At 40.3% G+C, this 23372-nt stretch carries 23 protein-coding genes and 1 pseudogene; 10 read left to right on the top strand and 14 right to left on the bottom strand.

The features are described from left to right. Window positions 1–60: 60 nt before the first annotated feature. The 5 genes from gspM to FTU38_RS04230 all read right to left on the bottom strand — a co-directional run bounded on the left by gspM (window position 61) and on the right by FTU38_RS04230 (window position 3966). Entirely contained in the window at window positions 61–540 is a 480-nt protein-coding gene (gspM, locus tag FTU38_RS04210; protein WP_180110625.1) for a type II secretion system protein GspM, read from the bottom strand. After that, the gene (gspL, locus tag FTU38_RS04215) at window positions 540–1679 is read right to left on the bottom strand and encodes a type II secretion system protein GspL (RefSeq protein ID WP_180110626.1); all 1140 of its coding nucleotides are present in this window, start codon (window positions 1677–1679) and stop codon (window positions 540–542) included. The genes gspM and gspL overlap by 1 nt, the downstream gene beginning before the upstream one ends. A 27-nt stretch (window positions 1680–1706) precedes the next feature. Continuing rightward, window positions 1707–2162, bottom strand: a complete 456-nt coding sequence (locus FTU38_RS04220; protein WP_180110627.1) for a histidine phosphatase family protein — start codon at window positions 2160–2162, stop codon at window positions 1707–1709. Between the two features lie 79 nt (window positions 2163–2241). Next, window positions 2242–3315 carry an NAD(P)H-dependent glycerol-3-phosphate dehydrogenase gene (locus FTU38_RS04225; protein WP_180041318.1) on the bottom strand — a complete coding sequence of 358 codons (1074 nt, stop codon included), beginning with the start codon at window positions 3313–3315 and terminating at the stop codon, window positions 2242–2244. A gap of 60 nt (window positions 3316–3375) precedes the next feature. After that, a complete protein-coding gene (locus FTU38_RS04230; protein WP_218954047.1) occupies window positions 3376–3966 on the bottom strand; it encodes a nitroreductase family protein in 591 nt (196 codons plus the stop codon). Between the two features lie 212 nt (window positions 3967–4178). Here FTU38_RS04230 and FTU38_RS04235 point away from each other — a divergent pair, with 212 nt between their 5' ends. Further along, complete coding sequence (locus tag FTU38_RS04235; RefSeq protein ID WP_180110628.1) at window positions 4179–4568, top strand: hypothetical protein; 390 nt, start codon at window positions 4179–4181, stop codon at window positions 4566–4568. A 129-nt stretch (window positions 4569–4697) separates the two neighbouring features. On the opposite strand, the gene rhlB is transcribed toward FTU38_RS04235, so the two are convergent. After that, on the bottom strand, window positions 4698–5849 hold the full coding sequence (rhlB, locus tag FTU38_RS04240; protein WP_180003018.1) for an ATP-dependent RNA helicase RhlB: 1152 nt from the start codon (window positions 5847–5849) through the stop codon (window positions 4698–4700). Between the two features lie 99 nt (window positions 5850–5948). Next, on the bottom strand, window positions 5949–6161 hold the full coding sequence (locus FTU38_RS04245; RefSeq protein ID WP_005014923.1) for a cold-shock protein: 213 nt from the start codon (window positions 6159–6161) through the stop codon (window positions 5949–5951). Window positions 6162–6574: 413 nt separating this feature from the next. Between FTU38_RS04245 and FTU38_RS04250 the strand changes: the two genes are divergently transcribed. From FTU38_RS04250 to FTU38_RS04275, 6 genes are all read left to right on the top strand, one after another. Further along, the gene (locus tag FTU38_RS04250) at window positions 6575–6769 is read left to right on the top strand and encodes a sulfurtransferase TusA family protein (protein ID WP_078189214.1); all 195 of its coding nucleotides are present in this window, start codon (window positions 6575–6577) and stop codon (window positions 6767–6769) included. A gap of 143 nt (window positions 6770–6912) precedes the next feature. After that, window positions 6913–7782 (top strand): RNA polymerase sigma factor RpoH, encoded by an 870-nt coding sequence (gene rpoH, locus FTU38_RS04255; protein WP_078188879.1) that lies wholly within the window; start codon window positions 6913–6915, stop codon window positions 7780–7782. Window positions 7783–7953: 171 nt separating this feature from the next. Next, on the top strand, window positions 7954–8319 hold the full coding sequence (locus FTU38_RS04260; RefSeq protein ID WP_180010328.1) for a DUF423 domain-containing protein: 366 nt from the start codon (window positions 7954–7956) through the stop codon (window positions 8317–8319). Window positions 8320–8376: 57 nt separating this feature from the next. Beyond that, window positions 8377–8574, top strand: a complete 198-nt coding sequence (gene thiS / locus FTU38_RS04265) for a sulfur carrier protein ThiS (protein WP_111885686.1) — start codon at window positions 8377–8379, stop codon at window positions 8572–8574. Between the two features lie 12 nt (window positions 8575–8586). After that, complete coding sequence (locus tag FTU38_RS04270; RefSeq protein ID WP_180041316.1) at window positions 8587–9372, top strand: thiazole synthase; 786 nt, start codon at window positions 8587–8589, stop codon at window positions 9370–9372. Window positions 9373–9553: 181 nt separating this feature from the next. Continuing rightward, entirely contained in the window at window positions 9554–10126 is a 573-nt protein-coding gene (locus FTU38_RS04275) for a hypothetical protein (protein WP_180041314.1), read from the top strand. A 66-nt stretch (window positions 10127–10192) separates the two neighbouring features. On the opposite strand, the gene FTU38_RS04280 is transcribed toward FTU38_RS04275, so the two are convergent. Next, window positions 10193–10804 (bottom strand): glutathione binding-like protein, encoded by a 612-nt coding sequence (locus FTU38_RS04280; protein ID WP_078188886.1) that lies wholly within the window; start codon window positions 10802–10804, stop codon window positions 10193–10195. Window positions 10805–11019: 215 nt separating this feature from the next. On the opposite strand from FTU38_RS04280, the gene FTU38_RS04285 reads away from it, so the two are divergent. From FTU38_RS04285 to trmB, 3 genes are all read left to right on the top strand, one after another. Further along, a complete protein-coding gene (locus FTU38_RS04285) occupies window positions 11020–12462 on the top strand; it encodes a SulP family inorganic anion transporter (RefSeq protein WP_180110630.1) in 1443 nt (480 codons plus the stop codon). 288 nt (window positions 12463–12750) lie between these two features. After that, window positions 12751–14691: a sensor histidine kinase gene (locus FTU38_RS04290; RefSeq protein WP_180110631.1), complete on the top strand. Its 1941-nt coding sequence runs from the start codon at window positions 12751–12753 to the stop codon at window positions 14689–14691. Window positions 14692–14866: 175 nt separating this feature from the next. Continuing rightward, on the top strand, window positions 14867–15583 hold the full coding sequence (gene trmB, locus FTU38_RS04295) for a tRNA (guanosine(46)-N7)-methyltransferase TrmB (protein WP_078188891.1): 717 nt from the start codon (window positions 14867–14869) through the stop codon (window positions 15581–15583). 105 nt (window positions 15584–15688) lie between these two features. Here the strand turns inward: trmB and FTU38_RS04300 are convergent. The 6 genes and pseudogenes from FTU38_RS04300 to FTU38_RS04325 all read right to left on the bottom strand — a co-directional run bounded on the left by FTU38_RS04300 (window position 15689) and on the right by FTU38_RS04325 (window position 23052). Beyond that, window positions 15689–17304 (bottom strand): annotated as a pseudogene (locus FTU38_RS04300) (GMC family oxidoreductase). A gap of 215 nt (window positions 17305–17519) precedes the next feature. Further along, the gene (locus tag FTU38_RS04305) at window positions 17520–18203 is read right to left on the bottom strand and encodes a class I SAM-dependent methyltransferase (RefSeq protein ID WP_180110632.1); all 684 of its coding nucleotides are present in this window, start codon (window positions 18201–18203) and stop codon (window positions 17520–17522) included. Window positions 18204–18265: 62 nt separating this feature from the next. After that, the gene (locus FTU38_RS04310; RefSeq protein WP_180110633.1) at window positions 18266–19042 is read right to left on the bottom strand and encodes a Rossmann-like and DUF2520 domain-containing protein; all 777 of its coding nucleotides are present in this window, start codon (window positions 19040–19042) and stop codon (window positions 18266–18268) included. Between the two features lie 227 nt (window positions 19043–19269). Beyond that, window positions 19270–19482 (bottom strand): hypothetical protein, encoded by a 213-nt coding sequence (locus FTU38_RS04315; protein WP_180003031.1) that lies wholly within the window; start codon window positions 19480–19482, stop codon window positions 19270–19272. A gap of 331 nt (window positions 19483–19813) precedes the next feature. Next, window positions 19814–22423, bottom strand: a complete 2610-nt coding sequence (gene pepN / locus FTU38_RS04320; RefSeq protein ID WP_180110634.1) for an aminopeptidase N — start codon at window positions 22421–22423, stop codon at window positions 19814–19816. A 353-nt stretch (window positions 22424–22776) separates the two neighbouring features. Further along, window positions 22777–23052, bottom strand: a complete 276-nt coding sequence (locus tag FTU38_RS04325; protein ID WP_180110635.1) for a hypothetical protein — start codon at window positions 23050–23052, stop codon at window positions 22777–22779. Window positions 23053–23372 lie beyond the last annotated feature (320 nt).

Here is a 23372-nt window from a genome sequence, read left to right on the forward strand (position 1 = left end):
GCATATTATAGGCACAGCACAAAGAAAACACCATGCTTAGCAGATCTTTATTTTTACCGATTATTGTACACTCGCTGTTAATTTGACCTGTCCCACTTCAGAACTTAATTCCATCTTTTCAATACTTAAGCCCATTTGAACCAATTGAGTCAAAAAATTGGCCAGAATTGCATAATTTTCATGCATCACTGCAATCTGTATTTGCTCACCGACTTGTTGAGATGCTACGGATAAACCCTGTTGTTGCGATACACGCTGAACTTTTTCCAACGCGCTCAGTTGTGTATCACCTGCTGGTTTCATCGTGACGGCATTACTTTGCATCCAAACAACTGTATCTTTAAGTTCATTCACGCGCTTTTGTTGAAAATTTGCAGCTTTGTTCATATAAAACAGTGCCGAACCAATCGCTGCCACTACAACAAAAATCGTGGTAAAAATTACCATGACTCGTTCACGTGTTGACAGTTGGTCTAAATAATCAGTGATGCGCTCAATTTGCCCATCTATACGTTGCTGTAGGTTTTCCATTTTTATCATTATTGTATTTTCACCAATCCAATCGCGCCGTTGGCACTTGGTTGAATATTCCCTAATTCGACTTTAAAACCTTGTTGTTTTAATTGATTGGTTAGGGTTTGTAGTACTTCTGCCGAATTAGCTTTTAGCTCCATATTCAACATCGAGGCTTCATAGCTGACACGATTTGCAGAAATTTGGTTTTGCATTAAAACTGGCCCGACACGGCTCAGTAAAGACAAAGCCAGTGCATTGCCCGTTTGACTCTGACGCAATTGTGATTCGAACTGGCTTTTCAGCGTTTGTTCGGTCACAGGATAGCTTTGACCAAACCAATATTTAAACTGATTAATCGCTTGTGCCGCAGTGATGTTGGCCACTTTTTTGTATTGATACCAGCGAACTGCATCATAGCTAAACTGTGTAATTACAGCCGCGACCAAAACAGCTGCACAAGCTTTCCAATAACCGCTTACACCCGTATTGGTTTTGGCTTTCGGCAAAACATTGAGTGGATGTTGTTTCGGTTTTTTTATTTTGGGTAATTCATAATGAAAAGATTCAATGTGATTATGCGTTACGGCAGCTTCAAGACTATGCGTCTGATCTGAACTTAGATTTGAAATCTTATAGTTCGGCTGACCAATTTGATAATCTAAGTACAAAGCCAAATCATCAACGGATTGCCCGACATATTCACCATTTCGGACCAATAAATGACCGCTGACATTTGCCAAAACATGTTGCCCAGCTTCTGGGCTTGGCAAGACCAAAAAGTCAGGTAATAACGAAATGACTTTTACAGGAATTAGCGTCAAAGCATGCTGCATCGTTTCAACTGTACTATGCGCAATCCCCATGACCGTTAATTCATCCGGACTTTGAAAATGATGCAATACTTTCATTGCATCCAAAGGCAAAATGACATATTCCTCAAGTAAATATTTTACGCCGTCTGGGCCAAGTTTTTTATATTGGTTTTTTGGAAAATTTTGCTGAATGATTTGTACATCACGACTTGGAAAGAAAACAACCGCTTCCTTTCCCGCATGTGGCTGAATTTCCTGAATCAACTGTTCAAGTGTCGATGACTGCTTCCAGAAATCTCCTTCTGACCATTGCCAAACCCCATTGGCTTCGGGCATCCATAAATACAACATTAATTTTTCTGCCGTTTTAATTGGTTTTTATGTTGATGGTATAAACGTTTTAATTTGTGTTGATAACCCTGGAGCAATGACCGCTTGTTCATAAATACGCGCTTCTGCCAAAGCATAGGGATTAAAATATTCTGAGACCAAAACACTGGCCATATGTGCCACAACGTTCATATGGCACACCACCACAATAGACTCATACGGTAAATGTGACAACCACTCCACTGCAACTTTGGCATCATCTTCCGGTTTGATGGTATTACAAATAACCACTGGCACATGTGGAAAATGTTTTTGCAAAAATGAAAGTGTTTGCTGCGCACGCAATAACGGACTCACCACAAAAACGTCTGGTTGAATTAAATCTTTCAAATATGCTGCAGTTTCTGCTGCTTGAGTTTGTCCACGCGCTGTTAATGGACGCTTTTCATCATTCCCCATTACAGGTGGAGCAGCTTCGCCATGCCTAACCAATGTCAGTTGCATAAAATTTCCTTATTCTATTCCGCACATTATATACAGCCAGTATGACAAAGCTATGTGTATTGCATATTAATCAGCAAACTTAAACTTGCTGATGTGGCAAGACAAATTCAACGTCACTGCGATGTCCATTTTTCATCAATGACAATGCAATGTTCAGGGCCGGCGCACCTTCAAAAATCACTTCATACAATGCACTGGTAATTGGCATATATACACCGAGCTCTTCAGAGCGTGCGCGTACTTGCACAATAGTATTAATCCCTTCCGCAGTTTGTCCTAGTTCTTTGGTCGCTTGTTCTAAGCTTTTACCACTGCCGAGTGCAAAACCGACTTGGTAATTACGACTGAGCGGACTACTACAAGTTGCAAATAAATCACCGACACCAGATAAACCTAGGAATGTTAATGGGTTTGCGCCTAATTTCACTGCAAAGCGGCTCATTTCTGCCAAAGCACGTGTCAAAATCATACTCTTGGTATTTTCACCGACACCATAAGCTGCAGCTAAACCCATCGCGACTGCATAGATATTTTTCAGTGCACCGCCCAATTCCACACCATGCACATCATCACTTGCAAACACACGGAACAAAGCACTGTGTAGCGCTTGTTGAACTGCATAACGAACCAGTTCAGATTGGCTTGCAATCACAGTCCCCGCAGGTTGTCCCGCAACAATTTCCTTCGCCAAGTTTGGCCCTGAAAGCACACCATAAGGGACTTCAGGAAGTTCTTCACGAATAATATCGCTCATAAAACTAAAGGTATTGGCTTCAATACCTTTGGTCAAAGACACCACTGCTTGTGACGTGATAAAAGGTTTGATCTGCTGTAAAACACTACGGAAAGAATGGCTCGGAATAGCCACTAAAATAATGTCACGATTACATACTGCTTTTTCTAAATCTGAAACAGCGAGCAACCCAGCTTCTAATTGAAAATCTGGCAAGTAACGTTTATTGATATGTGTTGCATTGATATCCGCAGCCGCCGCCTCATCACGAATCCATATCATGGTGTCACAGCCATTACGTACTGCGGTATTGGCCATCGCAGTACCAAAACTCCCGCCACCCAATACCGTAACACGCAGTGCAGTTTTTTGGTCAACTGACACAGGGCTAACAAGACTTGCAAAATCAAGTTCTGACATTGTTCTTTTATCCTAATTTCTTTACTGATCGATCTTGTTCAATCGAACTATTTTTCACTTTTATTGGTTTGCTTTATGCCAATGGCTTACAAAGTCAGCAGACTGTATTTCAGCACGCGGTGGAATTGCTTTCACTGCTGTACCGATATAAATAATGCCTGAAATCAAATCATTTTCCGTTAAGCCTAAGGCTTGTTTAAACAATTTAGATTCAACCACCGCCCCACTACGCCACATGGTTGAAAAGCCCTGTACTTGTAAAGAGAGCAAAAAGTTTTGTACTGCTGCGCCTGAACTTAAGATTTGTTCGAAATGCGGAACTTTGGGATGATCTTGTAATTGAGTTAAAGCCAAAACCAATAGTGGCGCACGAAATGGATGGTATTTCACACGTTCCAACTGCGCTTCTTCTGTTTGTCCAGTATCAGCTAAGGCATGTGAAAGTAATTCACCAAATGCTTCACGTTCAGTTTCAGGAATAATCACGAAACGCGTAGGCTTAAGACGATGATGATCTGGCGCCGTTAAAGCGGCTTGAAACGCATTTTCCAATTGCTCAGCATTCGGCGCAGGTTCAATTAAATGACCAATCGACTGACGCTGATGAATATTTTGATGAACTGTATCAACTGCTGATTTTAGAATTGACATCTATACACTGTACTTTAAAACGTTTGCTCAAGATTAGCATATTCTCAATAACTTACTCTAGAATGTTTACATCAGACTCGGTGCTTATTTGTTAAGTCAGCTTTATTCACAGATTTACTATAAAAAAACCGCATAACTTGTACAGCAGTTCCCTGTTCTATAAGAAATTTTATGTTCAAATAAATCAAATTGTTTCTAACTCGGGGCACCGCATGAAAAAATTCAACAAAACTGTTGCCATTGTTAGCACGCTAAGCGCAACTGTGCTTTTAGCTGCATGTACATCTACGCCAACAAAATCTTTAGCGATTCAAAAACCGAATAATCAATATGAAGTGACTGCCGTAGGTAAAACCAGTTTAGCGGCAAAAAATAATGCAATTGCAGCAGCAAATAGTACCTGTGGTAAAAATGCGACCCCTGTTGTCGTGGATGAAAAGCAAGAATACAACGGTGTTTTAAAAGGCGTGGTCGATGAAAAGACAGGTCAAATGATTCAGGCTGCGGCTGGCGTACTTGGCACCATTACAGGAAATAGCAGCAGTATCAGCAAAGATGATGATTACCAAACTGTACTGACCTTTAGTTGCCGTGCCAACTAAAACGTTAGTCTGTGATGTCGTTTTGTCATTAACTCAAAATGAAATTATCGTCATGAAATAATTGTTATGAAATAGTCGAGATGAAATAAAAAAAGCCTGCAAATCTGCAGGCTTTTTTTGAAGCAAAAATTAGCAATAACCGTCTAAACGGGTTAAAGGTAATTTTTGACCAATGGCTTTTTCAATTTCAGGTAATGAAAAAGCATCATCTTCAGACAAGAAACTGATACTCACACCACGAGTACCCGCACGACCTGTACGACCGATACGGTGTACATAATCATCCGACTGTTCAGGAAGTGTAAAGTTCACCACATGCGAAACGCCATCAACATGGATACCACGACCCGCAACGTCTGTTGCAATCATGATGTTATGTTGACCATTTTTGAACTGATCAAGCATTTTCAAACGTTTATCTTGAGCGATTTCACCTGACAACATCACCACTTTATAACCATCTTTTTTGAGGTGATCATAAAGTTTACGCACTTGATCACGACGATTGGCAAAGATCATAACTTTTTCAATTGGTTCATCACGTAAGATGTCTTCCAGCAATTTATATTTATCAGACTTCGCCACCATGTAGACACGTTGCTCTACATCTGCATTAGTTTTTTTCTCAGGTTCAATTTCAACAGTTACTGGTTCAAACAACCATTGCTGTGCCAAATTTAAAACATCATAACTAAACGTCGCAGAGAACATTAGCGTTTGGCGTTGTTCTTTACGTGGTGAAAAGCGCACGATACGTTTCACTGAAGGAATAAAGCCCATATCTAAAAGACGGTCAGCTTCATCGATCACTAAAAATTCTATTTGATCGAGCCAAACTTCTTTTTGTTCAACAAAGTCAATTAAGCGACCCGGTGTCGCCACCATAATGTCGACAAAATTACGATTTAATAGATTTTTTTGCTTATCAAAATCTACCCCACCGAGCAAAGTCATGACATTGAGATCAGTGTATTTCACTAATTCTTTTGCATCACTTTCAATTTGCAAAGCAAGTTCGCGCGTTGGTGCAAGAATCAATGCACGCGGTTCACCACGATAACGCTGTTCTTTAATTGGATTATTCAACAAGTCATTGATCACACTGACCAAGAAAGCCGCAGTCTTACCAGTACCAGTTTGAGCACGACCAATAGCGTCATGTCCAGCCAATGTAAATTTTAAAACCTTTTGCTGAATAGGCGTCATATCCTTAAAACCTAAAGCATCAATGGCTTTTTTAAGGTTCGGATGTAAATTTAAGGTTTCAAAACCTGATGACATATAGATGTGCCCTAATTGAATAATCACAAAATTGCTGAAGCATTATAAACAAAAAACGCCCCAATTTACATTGGAGCGTTTTTGAGTACATTCAGACGATTAGTCTAAAGGTTGTACTTCTTCAGCTTGGAAGCCTTTTTGACCTTTAACAACGCTGAATTCTACGCGTTGACCGTCACGAAGTGAACGGTGGCCTTCGCCCATAATTGCGCGGAAATGAACGAATACGTCGTCGCCGCCGTTACGTTGAATAAAGCCAAAGCCTTTAGTGTCGTTGAACCATTTAACAACGCCTTGTTCACGAGCTGTCATAAGTTAATCCTTATCGTATTTAAAAAAGAAGGACCACCCGGTGTTGCAAACAGCAGACCAAACAAGGTTAAAAAATATTTTTATTTCTAAGCTTGTAATCATTCTGTAAAACTATCAACAAAATCCCGGTTACATCCAAATATATCAAGAGTTAAGAGGCTTCACAGACAACAAAAATCTTAATAACGCAACGAGCTTAACACGGGTTTACCGCAAATAATAGATTTTTTTGATCTATTTTCCTTTTGAATATTCTTATTTTTTCACATCGTTTGAGTTATAAATCACAAAGGATTTTTGCCTATTTTAGGTTGGGATTTGGCACTGTATTTGCTAATATTTCCATTGAAATGTAAACATGTTGGATCTGCTTCGTGAGTGACAGCCAAAATTCGCTTTTAACTATAGATGCAATGGGTAAACCCTGCCCGATGCCGCTATTGATGCTGAAAAAAGCTTTAAAGAAAAGTCCAGACCAATCTTTATTGTTAAAGTCATCCGATCCGCACAGCCAACAAGATGTATCACGATACTGTCAAATACATCAGTTAAACTGTGAAATGCGCAAAATTTCAGATTCTGAGTTTCATTACTTAATTGAATCTTAAAAAGATTCAGTTAAACTAAATTGCTTCATAATTGAATAAAAGTTTACATTTCTATACCCAATTTTCCATAATTTACGGAAATATTGGATTAAGATGAATCTTAGTTATTGGGCTTACCCATTTTTAGTTCTCAAGGAGAAAACATGAGTGACAGCAGCAATCAATTGATGCCCCTGTCATTATCGGCACCTGGGGTGAATCTTGGTGCTTATATTAGTACTGTTAATCAGATTCCAATTTTATCGGCCGAACAAGAAAAAGAGCTGGCCGAGCGTTATTATTACGACCAAGATTTAGACGCAGCTAAAATGCTGGTGATGTCGCATCTTCGTTTTGTTGTGCATATCGCACGTAGCTATGCAGGCTACGGCTTGCCACAAGGTGACCTGATTCAAGAAGGTAACTTGGGCTTAATGAAAGCGGTAAAACGTTTTGACCCAAATATGGGCGTACGTCTCGTATCTTTTGCTGTGCATTGGATTAAAGCAGAAATTCATGAATATGTGATTCGTAACTGGCGTATTGTCAAAATTGCGACCACTAAAGCACAGCGTAAATTATTCTTTAATTTACGTAGCTTAAAAAAGTCGTCTAAAAAATTAACTTTGGCTGAAGCACAGTCAATTGCCAATGACTTAAATGTGACACCCGAACAAGTCTTGGAAATGGAAGGCCGTTTAACCGCTTATGATGCTGCATTTGAAGCTCAAGGTGATGATGACGATGAAGGTTCGACTCATGTTGCTCCTGCCCTTTATCTCGAAGATAACCGTTACGACCCTGCGCGTTTAGCGGAAGATGAAGACTACGAAGAACAAAGTACTTCAGCTTTACATGAAGCCATGGATCAGCTGGATGATCGTTCACGTAACATCTTACAACGTCGCTGGTTAGATGACGAAAAGTCGACACTGCATGAATTGGCGGCGGAATATAATGTATCTGCTGAACGTATTCGTCAGTTGGAAAAAAATGCGATGGAAAAAATTAAAGTCGCAATGTCTTCAAACTAAGTTGAAGGCTTTTCCCAGTCATACTAAAAAAGAGCATTTCGATGCTCTTTTTTTTATGCCTGAATATTGTCGAATGACAAACTGCAACACAAAAACTTTGGGCATTTTTGCTTTAACCCAAGGTACTAAATATGCTATGGTTATGCGCAAATTTTGTTAAGGTGAATGCACATGTGGATTGCCATTTCCGCACTTAACTTAGCTTTTGCTGTGATGCTTGGTGCCTTTGGTGCACACGGATTAAAAGCGCGCGCGACTGAAGCCCAATTGGCTTGGTGGCAAACTGCAACGGACTATTTCTTTTATCATGCACTGGGCTTACTTGCCCTCGCGATCTTATCTAAAGTCATTCCCCAACTTCCAATAAAAGCTAGTTTCCTCCTTATACAAGTTGGTATTTTCTTCTTCTGTGGTTCTTTATATGTGATGGCTCTAGGCTTACCACGCGGTCTCGGTGCCATTACCCCAATTGGTGGAGCGTTGATGATTGCTGGATGGCTCATATTGGCCTGGAATGCATTTAAATACGCAAAATAATTAACAACAGATTTTGGCCTTATTCAATAGGTAAGGCAGCAAGAACGGAATCCACAAATGCAAATCTATTTAAACGGCGAAGCTACACAAACCGAATGTGTCAACCTCTTGCAATTGGTTCAACAATTACAACTGGAAGGCAAACGCTTCGCTGTTGAAAAAAATGAAATGATCATCTCGAAAAGTAAATTGGAACAAACCCCAATTGCAGAGCAAGATCATATTGAAATTATTCATGCCGTAGGTGGCGGCTAAAATGGAGCTCCCATGGAAGATACACCCCTAATCATTGGTTCACGTACATTTAATTCACGACTTTTAGTTGGTACAGGTAAGTACAAGGACTTAACGGAAACTGACCAGGCCATTCAAGCCAGTGGTGCTGAAATTGTGACCGTTGCCATTCGCCGTGTGAATATTGGTCAGCATCCAGACCAGCCGAACTTGCTTTCTGTAATTCCACCTGAAAAATATACGATTTTGCCAAATACAGCAGGTTGTTTCGATGCGAACAGTGCGGTCCGTACTTGCATGTTGGCGCGTGAACTATTAGATGGTCACAATTTGGTTAAACTTGAGGTTTTAGGCGATGAGAAAACCTTATATCCAAATATTACCGAGACTTTAAAAGCTGCACGTACATTGATTGACGATGGCTTTGAAATCATGGTTTATACCTCAGATGACCCGATTGTGGCACAAGAACTGGAAAGCATGGGCTGTGTAGCGATTATGCCTTTAGGTAGTCTCATTGGCTCAGGTTTAGGCATTCTCAACCCACATACTATTTCGATCATTAAAGACAATGCCAAAGTGCCTGTCTTGGTCGATGCGGGTGTAGGTACAGCAAGTGATGCAGCGATAGCGATGGAATTGGGCTGTGATGGCGTATTAATGAATACAGCAATTGCAGCTGCACAAAACCCTGTTCTGATGGCTTCAGCGATGAAAAAAGCAGTTGAAGCAGGTCGTGAAGCATTCCTAGCAGGACGTATGCCGCGTAAACGCATGGCAAATGCCAGTTCACCTGAAACTGGATACTTCTTTAAATAAGAACTCATTCACGGTATAAAAGAGGACTCTATTGAGTCCTTTTTTTGATTTTGAAAACCTGATAACAATGAAAATATCCCATATATTTTGTACTTTGAGTCTTTGTGTCGCATCTAGTTGGCTGTCTGCCCAAGTGCCCAGCACAGCCAAATCACTCGCGCCTCAAGGTTGGGAGATTTTGATGGCTACGACTGGCGACCTAAACAAAGATCAAATGCCAGATATTGCGATGATCGTGGAAAAACAAAAAGTCGATGTGGTGACCTATGATGACGATGGCAAAGTCGTTCATAACCATCCACGACAACTCATCGTATTTTTTAAAACCGCAAAGGGATATCAACGTATCGTTGAAAACAACAGTATCCCAGTCGCTCAGCAGCCCAATTCATGCTTACTTGATCCACTTGCTGAAGCAGAAGACATCCAAATCAGTAAAGGCAATTTACTCGTTCATTTTAGTTATTTTATGGCTTGTGGTGGCTGGGAATGGCCCCGACATAGTTATACCTTCCGTTGGCAAAATCAACGCTTTGACCTGATTGGTTTTGACTACAATAGCTTTCACCGAGCTTCTGGTGAAGAAACATCGAAAAGCTATAATTTTTCGACCTTAAAACGTAAGGAAATTGTAGGCGGCAATATGTTTGAAGATGCCAAAACTCAGACCAAATGGTCAACCTTCAAAGCACCACAGCAACTGACGCTTAAAAATATTAACTTTGATGATTTCTATACACAGTTCGAGTATTAAGCTAAACCTGAGCAATAAAAAACCGCCAATTTCGGCGGTTTTTTTAATTCAATTTGAATACACAACTTAAGGAATCAATCCTTCATCACGCATCGCAATTTGAACTGATTGGCGCTCTGCAACTTTGTTTCGTAATGCAATGATATTTTTATATGGCGTTAAATCATGTCCGATGCCATTTGACCAATTTGTCAGTACAAAGAGATAGGCATCCGCTGGGCCGAAGTTATCATCGACTAAATAATCGTTATCCGATTCACCAATCGCTTTATCGATATATGTCAATAAACGATCAATTTCTGCATAGGCTTTTTCTTTAGCGTCTGCATCTAGTGGAGCACCAAAGAATACGGCATAAGCATCATGTAATTCTGAGTTCAAATAGCCAAGCCATTCTAAAACTTTGGCACGACCTAAACCTGATGGCGGAATTAAGTCTTGTTTTGGATCATGCTGTGCAAGGAACGGTAAAATGGCCACGTTCTCGGTCAGGATCAAACCTGGGTTAATTTCTAATGCAGGTACATAACCTTTTGGGTTGATCTCGTAATAATCCACCCCTTTTTCTGTTTTATGGTTTTTTAGGTCAACACGGACCAAATCAAAATCGACATTAATTTCATTTAAAATTATATGTGATGCTAATGAACATGCACCTGGAGAATAATAAAGCTTCATATCTGATCCTTGTTATGTACTATTCAATGTTTTAAATCTCTTCTGTCAAACTTTCAAGTGATCAAACCTGTAAATTGCAAAAAAGCGTAAATGCTGAAACACATATACTCATTGACTATTGTCCATTATCAAGAAGATTTCAAGTCAATCTGTTATGCATTTTTATACTCAGTTGTTTTAACATAGCCGCGTTTAAGATTTGATGAAAAGTTACCGTGTTACAACTTAAAAAAAAACAATGGTTTTCCAATATTCGTACCGATGTGCTCGCAGGCTTGGTGGTTGGACTGGCGCTAATTCCAGAATCGATCGCCTTTTCAGCTATTGCTGGGGTTGACCCTCAGGTTGGTTTGTACGCTTCGTTTTGTATTGCCGTCACCATTGCCTTTTTTGGTGGTCGTACAGCAATGATTTCTGCTGCTACGGGTGCTATGGCCTTACTTATGATCACATTGGTCAAAGATCATGGTTTGCAATACCTTTTGGCTGCCACGGTTTTAACTGGTGTGATTCAAATTATTGCTGGCTATTTTAAAGTCGCAAAACTTATGCGCTTCGTCTCGCAGTCAGTGGTGTATGGTTTTTTAAATGCTCTCGCGATTTTAATTTTTGTCGCACAGCTACCTGAAATGTCAAAGATGGATAGTTTGGGCTATGTGTTTATGCTTTTAGGGCTTGCGATTATTTATCTGTTTCCATATCTACCAAAAATTGGCAAAGCTATTCCATCACCGCTGATTTGCATTATTGTCCTCAGTGGCTTGGCATTATTTTTAGGTGCAGACCTGCGTACTGTGAGTGATTTGGGTAAGTTTCCAGAGACTCTACCTATTTTCTTGATTCCTGAAATTCCTTTCAATCTTGAAACCTTCACGATTATTTTCCCTTATTCCATCACCCTAGCAACAGTTGGCCTATTAGAAACCATGATGACCACGACAGTGATCAATGAAGTCACTGGAACCGAAGGAGATCGTCATCAGGAATGTCGTGGTCAAGGGATTGCCAATATTGTCAGTGGCTTTATGGGCGGCATGGCAGGTTGCGCCATGATTGGTCAGTCGATTATTAATGTTAGCTCTGGCGCGCGAACTCGTCTCTCCACTTTGGTTGCAGGTGTATTTTTGTTGTGCTTAGTGGTGTTCCTAAAAGACTGGTTGGCCTATGTCCCAATGGCGGCCTTAGTCGCGATTATGGTCATGGTATCGTTCACCACTTTCCAATGGAATTCAGTCAAGCAATTTTCAAAGCATCCGATGTCTTTTAATGTCGTGATGATTACTGTGGTGATCGTGGTGCTTGCAACACATAACTTGGCGCTTGGCGTATTGGTTGGTGTGCTCCTCTCTGCGTTGTTTATTATCAATCAATTAGAAAGTTCGGTAAAAGTCATATCAGAACTTAAAGACAACGTCCGTAGTTACACGGTCTATGGGCAAATTTTCTTTAGTAGCTCTGAGAGTTTTTATCAATTTTTTGATTTTCAGGAGATTGTTAGTCATGTACGAATTGATCTGAGCCATGCCCATATTTGGGATATTACCTCAGTCAATATTTTAAAAAATGTCGTGCAAAAATTTGAGTCAAAACACATTCAAGTAGAGGTCTTTGGCTTAAATGAAGCAAGTAGCACTTTACTTGACCGTGTCAGTGACTAATGGATTTTTGAATATTCACTTTGAATCAAATCAATTTTCAATAAAGTGTGACCTATTGAAACCCTATGCAGGATGTATATAGCAAAGGGTTTCAAAGATCGAAGCTCTGATGTGTAATGACATTACATATAATACTAAGCCTATAAAAAGAGAAAAATTCACCATTCATTCGATTTAACTGTATAATTCATCTCATAAAATTATAACTATCAATAATAAAACAAAGATTTGATGTGACTTTCTATATATTTTTTTAAATTGTGGATACACAAAATTGGGGGAATTTTGATGGTTTGGTTTTGGTCACGACACTGCATTCAAGCAAATCGGCTGCTGGTCTTAGCGAGTCTATTTTGCCTGCTATGTTGTATCGCTATACCCAGTTTTGCCAATGCCACCCCACAGATCTCAAGCAGTCATTGTCCTGTTGAAATCACCCATATTGCCACAGCTAAAAGCGCTGTCGAGCAAGAGCGCCCACGTACAGGTTGGCAAAATCTGCAAAAGCTTCCAGACACTTGGAATAAGCGTTGGCCGGATTATCATGGTATCGCTTGGTACAAAATCCAATTTAAGTTGAACTGTGACCTCCATCAGTTAAATCAGCCCATTGCTATCGCCATACAAGGCATTACCCAAAGTGGACGGGTTTACATCAACGATGCCCTACTTTGGCAAGACTATATTTCAGCAGAACATTTTTCACGAAGCCAACACCAACCAAGACTATTGAACTTGCCTAGCTCGAGTTTAAAGCAAGGTGTAAATACCATTTGGGTACAAGTGTATGGTTCGGTGACCCAAAAATCAGGACTCAGTTCAGTTCAAATTGGGGAATACCAGCAAGTCTACGACACCTTTAAAATTTGGTTACTCGAACAACGACAATTAGTCGAACTGAATACGATGATTAATTTCGTCGTGGCTGTGTTCTTTTTTTTAGCATGGCTCGCCAATCGTAATGAAAGAGCTTACTTATGGTTAACCATTACAGGCATGGCTTGGGTATTTTATAGCCTGTGTATCATTTTTAATGGGCCAATTGCATTTCTAACCACCGTACAGGTCGACCGCCTACAAAATATTATTTTCTGTTTTTATACGGTATTTGGCTGTATTGGTGCGTGGTATTTTGCAAACCATCCCTTCCCGAGAATTCAAAAACTATTATTAAGCCTTGCGACTATCGCAGCGCTCTGTATCGGTTTTGCGCCAGAGGCTTATTTAAAAACCGTCATCCAAATTTGTTTTAGCTTCTTTGTTTTAGTCTTTGTGGCCAAATGTATTAGCTATCCGTACTTGGCGTATAAAGCCAAAATGGCCGAAACCTATTTGCTTGCAACGCTGTATCTGATTTATTTACCGATTGCGGTACATGATGCGCACTTTATGATGACCATGGAAGGCCATGCGCTCTCACCATATACTGGCCCACTAACGACCCTCGTTTTGGGTGGCGTACTGGCTTTGCGTTTAGCTCGACACACCCGTCAAATTGAACGTTTTAATAAGACCTTAACTGAAAATGTACAACGAGCTGAACTGAAACTCGCGACCTCACTTGGTCAACAACATCAACTCGCGCTTGAAAATGCACGACTTCAAGAACGAATTCATTTATCTCATGACTTACATGATGGTTTAGGCGGATCAATTGTCCGTTCAATTTTATTGTTAGAACAAAATGACAAAATTGAAAAACCACAAATCATGTCGATGCTTAAACTATTCCGTAATGATTTAAGACAAGTCATCGATTCAGGTTCAAGTATAGGGACGAAAGTTCCAGACACCCCGATCGAATGGGCGGCGCCGATTCGCCATCGCTTTGTACAGCTCTTTGAAGAATTAGACATGAGCTCAAGCTGGAAATTTGCTGCCGAATGGATTCACTCACCCACTGCGACCCAATGTCTCAATTTGACTCGTGTCGCTGAAGAAACCCTAACCAATATTTTAAAGCACAGTCAGGCAAGCAAAGTTCAATTCAGTTTGTGCGAAACAGAGACTCAACTGATCTTACGTATTGAAGATAACGGTATCGGCTTCAACCCTGACGAAGTTGAGCAAGGCCTACATGTCGGCCTTCACAGTATGCAAACGCGAATCCATCGTATTGGTGGTGAATTTAAAATACAGTCACAGCCGGGTTGTACCGTGCTTGAGGCCATTTTGCCGTTTAAGCTTGACGGTGCTGATAATGAAGATCTTGACGATAAAAACGCCTAGCTTAATGTTATTTCATCACTTTTGAGCTGAGCATTTGACTGCTCATTGCAAATGCTCAGCACGGCTTCAGTCGGTGAGATTGAGCAAAAAGCGGATTTATTCACGGTAAAAAATTTGACTTGTGCATCTCAGGACTTAAAATACCGCATTCGAATTTTTTACATTTGCCAAAGTTATGTCGAACGATCAATTAGACCAGCACGCAGTAGATCTGGATAACCTAAACGAACACCGTGAAATCGTGACGTTTATGCGCCGCTCTGCGCCACTTAATACTTCGCAACGTACTGCGCTGGAACAATATGGTCATCTAATTTTGGAATACCCTGTTGGTGATTTGCGTCAGCATTTTGAACACCCTGAACGCCCACTAACTGTAGAAATCGGTTTTGGTATGGGCCGCTCTTTGGTACTAATGGCAAAAGCAAATCCAGAACGCAACTTTGTCGGCATTGAAGTGCATGTTCCGGGTATCGCTCAATGTGTGTATGAAGCCGGTCTTGCAGGTTTAACTAACCTACGAGTATTGGATGCCGATGCCATCCAAGTGCTACGTGAAATGCCAGACAACAGTATTAATACTGTGCAATTATACTTCCCAGATCCATGGCAGAAGAAACGTCATTTCAAACGTCGTTTTGTATCTCATGACCGTATGCCATTGGTTGAAGAAAAATTAGAAATCGGCGGCACATTCCACTCAGCAACTGACTGGGAACCGTATGCTGAATGGATGATCGAAGTGCTTGAAGAACGTCCACGTCTTGAAAACCTTGCAGGTAAAGGCAATAGCTACCCTCGTCCAGACTGGCGTCCACAAACTAAGTTTGAACGTCGCGGAATTGAAGCAGGCCATAAAATTAATGACTTCATCTTCAAAAAAGTAAATTAAATTTTGAATGAAGCAAAAAACCACCGTTAGCGGTGGTTTTTTTATTGCTATTTTTGATCTGAGATTTCTCTGTGTTGTTTCAAATCACATAAAAACAAATAACCACTAGGCTACTTGCGCTTGGAGCTGACTTTGTCGAATCATATCCACGGCTTTTTCAGCAATCATCACTGTCGGCGCATTGGTATTGCCATTCACCACAGAAGGCATAATAGAAGCATCGACTACACGAAGGTTTTGAATCCCGTAGACTTTCAATTCAGGGTCAACCACAGACATCTCATCTACGCCCATCTTACAACTGCCGACAGGGTGATAAACCGTATCCACACGCTGACGTAGATTGCACGTATGTCATCATCGGTTTTGACCAGTGAGGTAAATAAATCTTGCTGATAATGAATCGATAAAGACGGCGACATCATTAATTGCTGCGTCAACTTAAAGCCTTGTACCAAATCTTCTAAATCCTGTTCATCCCCTAAAAAGTTTGGATCAATCAATAATGGATCATTGACACTGGAACCACTCAATTTGATCGTACCGCGACTTCTTGGATTGAGCAGACACACATGACAAGACAAACCATGGCTTGCGTGAAATTTCCGTGCATGATCATCTACTAACGCGACGACAAAGTGTAATTGCAAATTTGGTATCGCTAAATCGGGTGAAGACTTTAGAAAACCACCACATTCTGCAAAATTTGAAGCAATCATGCCCCGTCGCTCCTTACGATAGCGACTGATCTGCTTAAACATATCAATTGAGCCTGGTAAGGACACCCCAAATGTGCCTTGATATTCTTTGACTTTATAACCAAAAATGAAATCGGGATGATCGTGGAAGTTCTTTCCTACACCCGGTAAATGGTGCTTCAATTCAATGCCATGCGCTTGTAGCTCGGCCTGATCTCCCACTCCAGACAACATTAAAATCTGCGGTGACTGCATCGCTCCGGCACTGAGCAAGACTTCACGTCTGGCTTTTAGGTGTTTCATTTGCCCTGCATGTTGTACTTCTACACCAGTCGCAACTTGATGCTCTATGGTAATTTTATGCGTTGTTGCTTTGGTCAATACGGTTAAATTTGGCCGATCTAAATGTGGAAATAAGTACGCACGCGCCACACTACAACGCTCTCCATTGATATGCGTAACTTGATAAACCCCTAAGCCTTCTTGTTCTGCACCATTAAAATCATCGAGGACTTTATGGCCTTGTGCACGAGCCGCTTCGGTATAGCGTTGATGGAAAATATTGTCACTTTGTACATCTGTGACGGATAGAGGGCCGTCATTTCCGTGGAATTCATTGTGTATTCGGTTGTTATTTTCTGAGCGAATAAAATATGGCAAGACCTCATCATATGACCAGCCAGTATTGCCCTGTGCTGCCCATTGATCATAATCATTTTTATGTCCACGAATATAAATCATGGCATTAATACTGGATGAACCGCCAAGGCATTTTCCACGCGGTTGATAGCCTTTACGACCATTCAAGCCAGCTTGCGGCACAGTTTCAAAGCCCCAATTATTGATCTTGGTCGGCAAGCTCACCACGCATGCAGCTGGAATATTGACCGTCCACTGATCACCTTGCCCACCTGCTTCTAACAAGCACACAGATATATTCGGATCTTCACTGAGGCGTGCAGCCAGTACGCACCCCGCACTTCCGCCACCAATCACAATGTAATCAAATTCCATTTTTGACATTATTTTCATCCAATTGATTCTTTTTATAAATGCACAATAAGTGATTTAACGCTGACTGAAAAGTTTCTTTCTTAAAATAATGAGCGCGATACCGAGCAAGAAAAAATGAGACTATTGATCAAAATTATGATGCAAGCGTCACTCATGCAACGTAGTAACTATATCGGTGAAAATGATCGATAAACTTAATACACTCAAACTTGGTCTTTATTCTTTTAATCCATAGCCGTTTTAAATGCACTGTAAGCCGCATAGCTAAAGATTTGACTGAAACAATAAATTTGATCAAAGCCTATTTCCGTCAGTAAGCTTTGATAGTGCTGCTGGCTAATCAGTTCAAAGTCATCCTCTAAACGCTGCATCATTTTTGTCGCTTGCGCAGCAGATAAACCTTGCATTTGGCAAAACTCAGGCAGTACACGTTGCTCAAAATTCGAATTAGCTTGCATCAAGTCAAAACTTAAAAAAATGCCCTGAGGTTTAAGAAGTTCAAATGCTTTTACTAAAAAGACCGTTTTCTCTGGCAACGGAATGAAATGCGTCACCAAAATACTCAGAACTGCATCAAAACAACTCATCTGCTCAAAAGTGGTATGACTGCCCAAAACAAAATTGACGCGATGCAACTGTCCAGCGGCTTCAACTCGTTGCCGTGTTTGATTCAGCATATTTTCAGACAATTCTGTAACGGTAAATGACCATGTTGGATTCAAGGCCATGAGATACCCCAGTTCATAGCCCGTCCCACATCCAATGATCAGTACATGGGCATCTTCAGTGACATAGCAATTCAACACCGCCTGAATCTGCTGATGGACAAGTTCATAGCCGGGAATTAATTTTCGAATATGCGCATCATAACTTTCGACCACTTGCGGGTTATTAAAATCTTTTGCCATGTAACATCCTGATTGACATGTATTTCTATGCTAATAAATATTCATTGTTCTTTATAGATTGTTTATTTCTGATGATGCTCAAAAATCTGCTGACTCAGCATTTCATAGACCGCTTTCAGATCGACTTGATCCGCTTGCCCAAGCATATTGGCATGCATCTGCATGATATTTTGATCCCCACGCATTGCAGGGCCTGTTTGCATGTTACGCGGTTCAGCCTGAGTCGCTTTATTGGCTGTCTCTAAAATCAATGGATAAAGCAAGCTAAAATCGACGTATTTTGCATCGACAACCTGCTTTGCCATGTCATAACAATAATTACTAAAATTACATGCGAACACCGCAGCAAGATGCAGACTTAAACGTTGTGCCGAATCATATTGATAAACCCTTTGACTCATGCTGTTTGCTAAATCTGTTAGTGTCCTCAAATCTTTAGAATCCGCGGCTTCTACAAAGATCGGTGTAGACGTCCAGTCCACATCTCGATCTAAACTAAAGGTTTGTAAAGGATAAAACACCCCTGCTCGCAAATGCTGCTGGGTCAGTACCGTGATATTGGTGCTACCTGAAGTATGCACGATCAAAACCTGTGGCAGATAGGCTGTAACTTGCTGAATAACGGTTGCAATCGACTGGTCGCTCACCGCAATGATCAAAAGATCAATCTCAGCATTCAACTTAGCTGGGTTATGAATAGCTTCTGCACCTACAGTTGCTGCAAGTTTTTCTGCCTTATCAAGATTTCGCGCATAAACTTGCACAATGTGATGTTGTGGATGAAGTACATTGAGCAAATGGTGTGCAACACGACCTGCACCCACAATACTGATTCGCATATAGTTTTAACTCATTTTGGATGGCTACAGCATGTCAGGAAAATATCCGACGTGCAAATCGAGTCGTATCAATAGAATTATTAATTTTCAATTCTTCGCATTAGTTTCGCTCAAATAAGCACAAAAAAAGGGATGCGCTTCATCCCTTTTGCTAGACGTCAATCTAAGTCTGATTCATATCATGTCGCTTTCAATCTAGACAATATCCACGATATGCACTTTAGCTTTTACGATTTACCAATGATTTGATTCAGAGTCTGTAAGTATTGTTCTGCATCGCGGCGCGCATTGAATTTTTTTTCAAATACACCCGTATTTTGCACACTGTTCGGTGTGTATTCTACAGAAACAACAAAGGTATCAAGCAAATCTCTATTAATCCGAATTGCAATAATATGATGTGAGTTTAAATAAAAACCATCATCAACCTTAACTAACATGACTCGCCTCAAAAATATTGCATAATGAAATAGATAAAAAATCTAAACATTCAAAAACTTGGATGACTTACCGCATACAGTGATAAATACGATAAACTCACATCATTGTAACGCCATTATGTGATTTGTATTGCAAATATTATGTAATTTAAATAAATAATTAGAGAATATCATTCAGTTTATGTCTTCTAAACATGATTGATTTTCAATCCTAGCTAAAGATTGGATTAAAAGACTGGATATAAAAAAGCCTGCTGCCATACCCATGACAACAGGCTCATTTTAGTAGGAGTGATTTAACTCAAATCAATCGTACAGAGAGGTTGAATGATTAAACACTTAACATGCTATTTAAGGTTTCTGATACATTCTTCGATTTCACGACAGGTTTAAGCGCTTCAAGTTCGGCTTTGACTTCACTACGCTGCGGCTCTGCCAACGTGTACCAACGGGACAAAATTTGCAGTAACCGTGAACCGACAATTGGATTTTTCTCATCGAGGAATTTTGCTAATTCAACAATATGCTGCACACCAAAGCTCCAAGTGTTGACAGGATTGCTATTTAAGCCACCAGTAACCGCACGAATACGGTTCGGTACTTTCAAGTCATAATCAGGATGAGCAGTCAGTGCCTTAATGGTTTCCGCAGTTGCTTTCGGATGTGCCGCTTGCAACATAAACCATTGGTCCATCGACAAAGCTTCATTTTTAAAGCGTGTATAAAAGGTTTCTAAAGCTTGCTGTGCTTGTGGTGCATCATTCCAAACCAATACTTTTAAAGCACCAAGACGTTCAGACATATTGCCTGTTGAGCTGAATTGTTCATAAGCCAATTCAAATACAGATGCATCGCCTTGACGTGCCATCATGCTCAACATAATGTTTTTCAATGCACGAACACCCATAGCTTGTGAAAACTCTTTCTGCGCATCTGGGTCTAAAGTTGCATAAGTCTCTTTAAAGAATGAACCTAACTCACGTGCCACACGACTTAACAGTGCTTCACGCTGTTCCTGCACTTTAGCAGGACTGTAGTCGGTATCAATACGGCTACCTAAATAACCCTCTGTCGGTACATCGAATAAACGTGAAGCAAGTAATGGATCACGCTCAACCAATGCCGGTAATGTATTTTGAATGGCTTGAACATAGATGTCGGCATCATGGCCATTTAACAAAATGCGTTCTAACAAGGTTTGGCTAGCTTGCCATTGGTTAAAACCATTCGGCTCGTACTGCATCAGGAAAGCAAGCTCTTTATCTGAATAGTTAAATTCAAGATTAACGGGTGCAGAGAAATTACGCAGTAAAGACACAACAGGCTGGGTTTTTACACCGCTAAATGTAATGGTTGCAGTATCGGTATCAAATAAATACACGCCATCTTTGATGCCATTTTCAACCAATGCATCTGAGCTGAGAACTAACTGTTCACCACTCGTCGCATCAAACAATGCCAAAGCCACAGGAATAGGCACAGCTTTTAAATTTGGATATTTCGGATGAGCTTTTAAGCTTTGTTTGAAGCTTAAAGTATAAGTTTGATTTGCAGCATCGTACTCACCTTTTGCTTCAAGTTTTGGTGTACCCGGTTGGTTATACCAAATCAAAAAACTCGACAAATCTACACCTGAACCCGCTGTCAGTGCTGCTACCCAATCTTCAACAGTCACGGCTTGACCATCATGGCGTTTGAAATATTCGTCTGTACCTGCGCGGAATTTTTCTTTGCCCAGGAGTGTTGCCATCATGCGGTTGATTTCCGCACCTTTTTCATACACTGTTGCGGTATAAAAGTTATTAATTTCAACAAAATGATCTGGACGCGGTGGATGTGAAAGCGGGCCTGAATCTTCTGGGAACTGATGTGATTTTAATACTGCAACATCATCGATTCGTTGTACCGCAGCAGATTGTAAATCTTCTGAGAACGACTGATCACGGAATACCGTCAAACCTTCTTTTAAACAAAGTTGGAACCAATCACGACATGTAATACGGTTACCTGTCCAGTTATGGAAGTATTCATGTGCAATCACAGACTGAACACGCATGATCGCTGCATCTGTGGTGTATTCTTCATCAGCAAGCACACAAGAGGTGTTGAAAATATTCAAACCTTTGTTTTCCATTGCACCCATGTTAAATGCACTGGTTGCCACGATCATATAATTGTCTAAATCATAAGGACGACCATAATGTTCTTCGTCCCAACGCATTGAGTGCTTTAAAGCTTCCATGGCAATATGACATTTTGGAATGTCTTTTTCTTCTGCATAGATTTCTAAAGCAACATTACGACCTTCAGACGTCACGTATGAGTCTTTGAGTACTGCCAAATCACCAATCACACAAGCAAATAGATACGATGGTTTTTTGGTTGGATCTTGCCAAACGGTATAATGACGACCTTCATCGGTTTCACCCGCTTCAATCAAATTACCATTGGCAAGTAATACAGGGAATTTTTTATCCGCTTCAACACGTGTGGTAAATACCGATAGCACATCAGGACGGTCAGGATAATAGGTCATTTTACGGAAGCCTTCAGGCTCGTTTTGGGTAACGAATAAATCGCCTGCCGCTTGGTATAAACCTTCGAGTTGAGTATTGCTTTCAGGATGAATCACGACTTCGGTTTCAATGAAAGCTTGGTCAGGTGCATTTGAAATTACCAGTTGTTCTGCATCTACAACATAGGCATCTGCTGGCAAAACTTGACCATTTAAGCGAATTGATTTGAGTTCCAAATCACGACCCAATAACACCAAATCTCCAGCCGTTTGACGCTGCATCACTAATTTTGCATTGACATTGGTATGCTTATCAAAGACTTGAATATCAAGATCGATACTATCTACGACAAATGATGGTTTTTGATAATCTTTTAAATAAACAGTTTGGTCTGCTTCGACCACTGGATTTGCCGCAATATTCATATCTCGTCCTATTCCTTAGTTATTGCTTCATCAGCTTTTTGAACACATTGTGAATGACTTGATCATACGACAAGATGCATAAGCTGTCTTCGCATTTACAATGATTTATATATGGGCTCAGCGCATGTTGTTTTCAATCATCTTTATAGAATAATTTAAAGGCTGGCACATATTTTCGCCATGTTTAAGCAAAATAAATGCCTGAGTTGAGTACAGCTATGACAATGTGCAAATTTTTTATCTACCTAAAATAAATAAAGCGCCTATATACTAGACAGAGAAAGTACAGGTGCTTAATCCATCTGTACGTTCAAATTATTGCGCTCAAACTTACCTGCTTAAGACTTAGAGGATTATTGATTTGCAAAAATTAAATCGAGTGCGCTGTCATAGTCTGCAGCAAAGTAAAATTGAAATGCCGTGACTTTTGAAGTGAGGAATTGCTGAATTTCTGCCGTCGCACCCGCCACATAAATTTTAGATACTTGATGTTGCTGCGCCAGGCCAAGTAACTCGATCGTCTTTTCCAGTGTTTGATCATGCCCAATAATCAGCGCACCAACCGTACCCTGTGACTGCTTATATAATTGCATACGGGTGATATTGCTGTTTTTAAGTGCGTCTGACATATGTATTCCATACAAAGAAAGGATAAAAAAAGATCAAAACCTTTAGAAATCCAGCTGAATCATACTATGTATCAATTTCAGTAGATTCCGCTTGGTTTCATTTCGAGAAGCCCAGATCATTAGAATTATAAGCTCTATATATACAAATATACTTTTCAAATCCAATCGCTTAGCTGATTCCTTCCAAAAAAGCACCTTAACTCTCGAATCATATCAATATTCTGATTTAGATTTGATTGCATACTTCTGTTTAGACCTTGCACCAAGATGTTTCTTTTTCAACAGTTTAAGCAGTTTTAGAATTCATCTGAGATAGTAAT

The sequence above is a fragment of the Acinetobacter sp. YH12098 genome (genome assembly GCF_013419235.1).
Classification (GTDB): Bacteria; Pseudomonadota; Gammaproteobacteria; order Pseudomonadales; family Moraxellaceae; genus Acinetobacter; species Acinetobacter amyesii.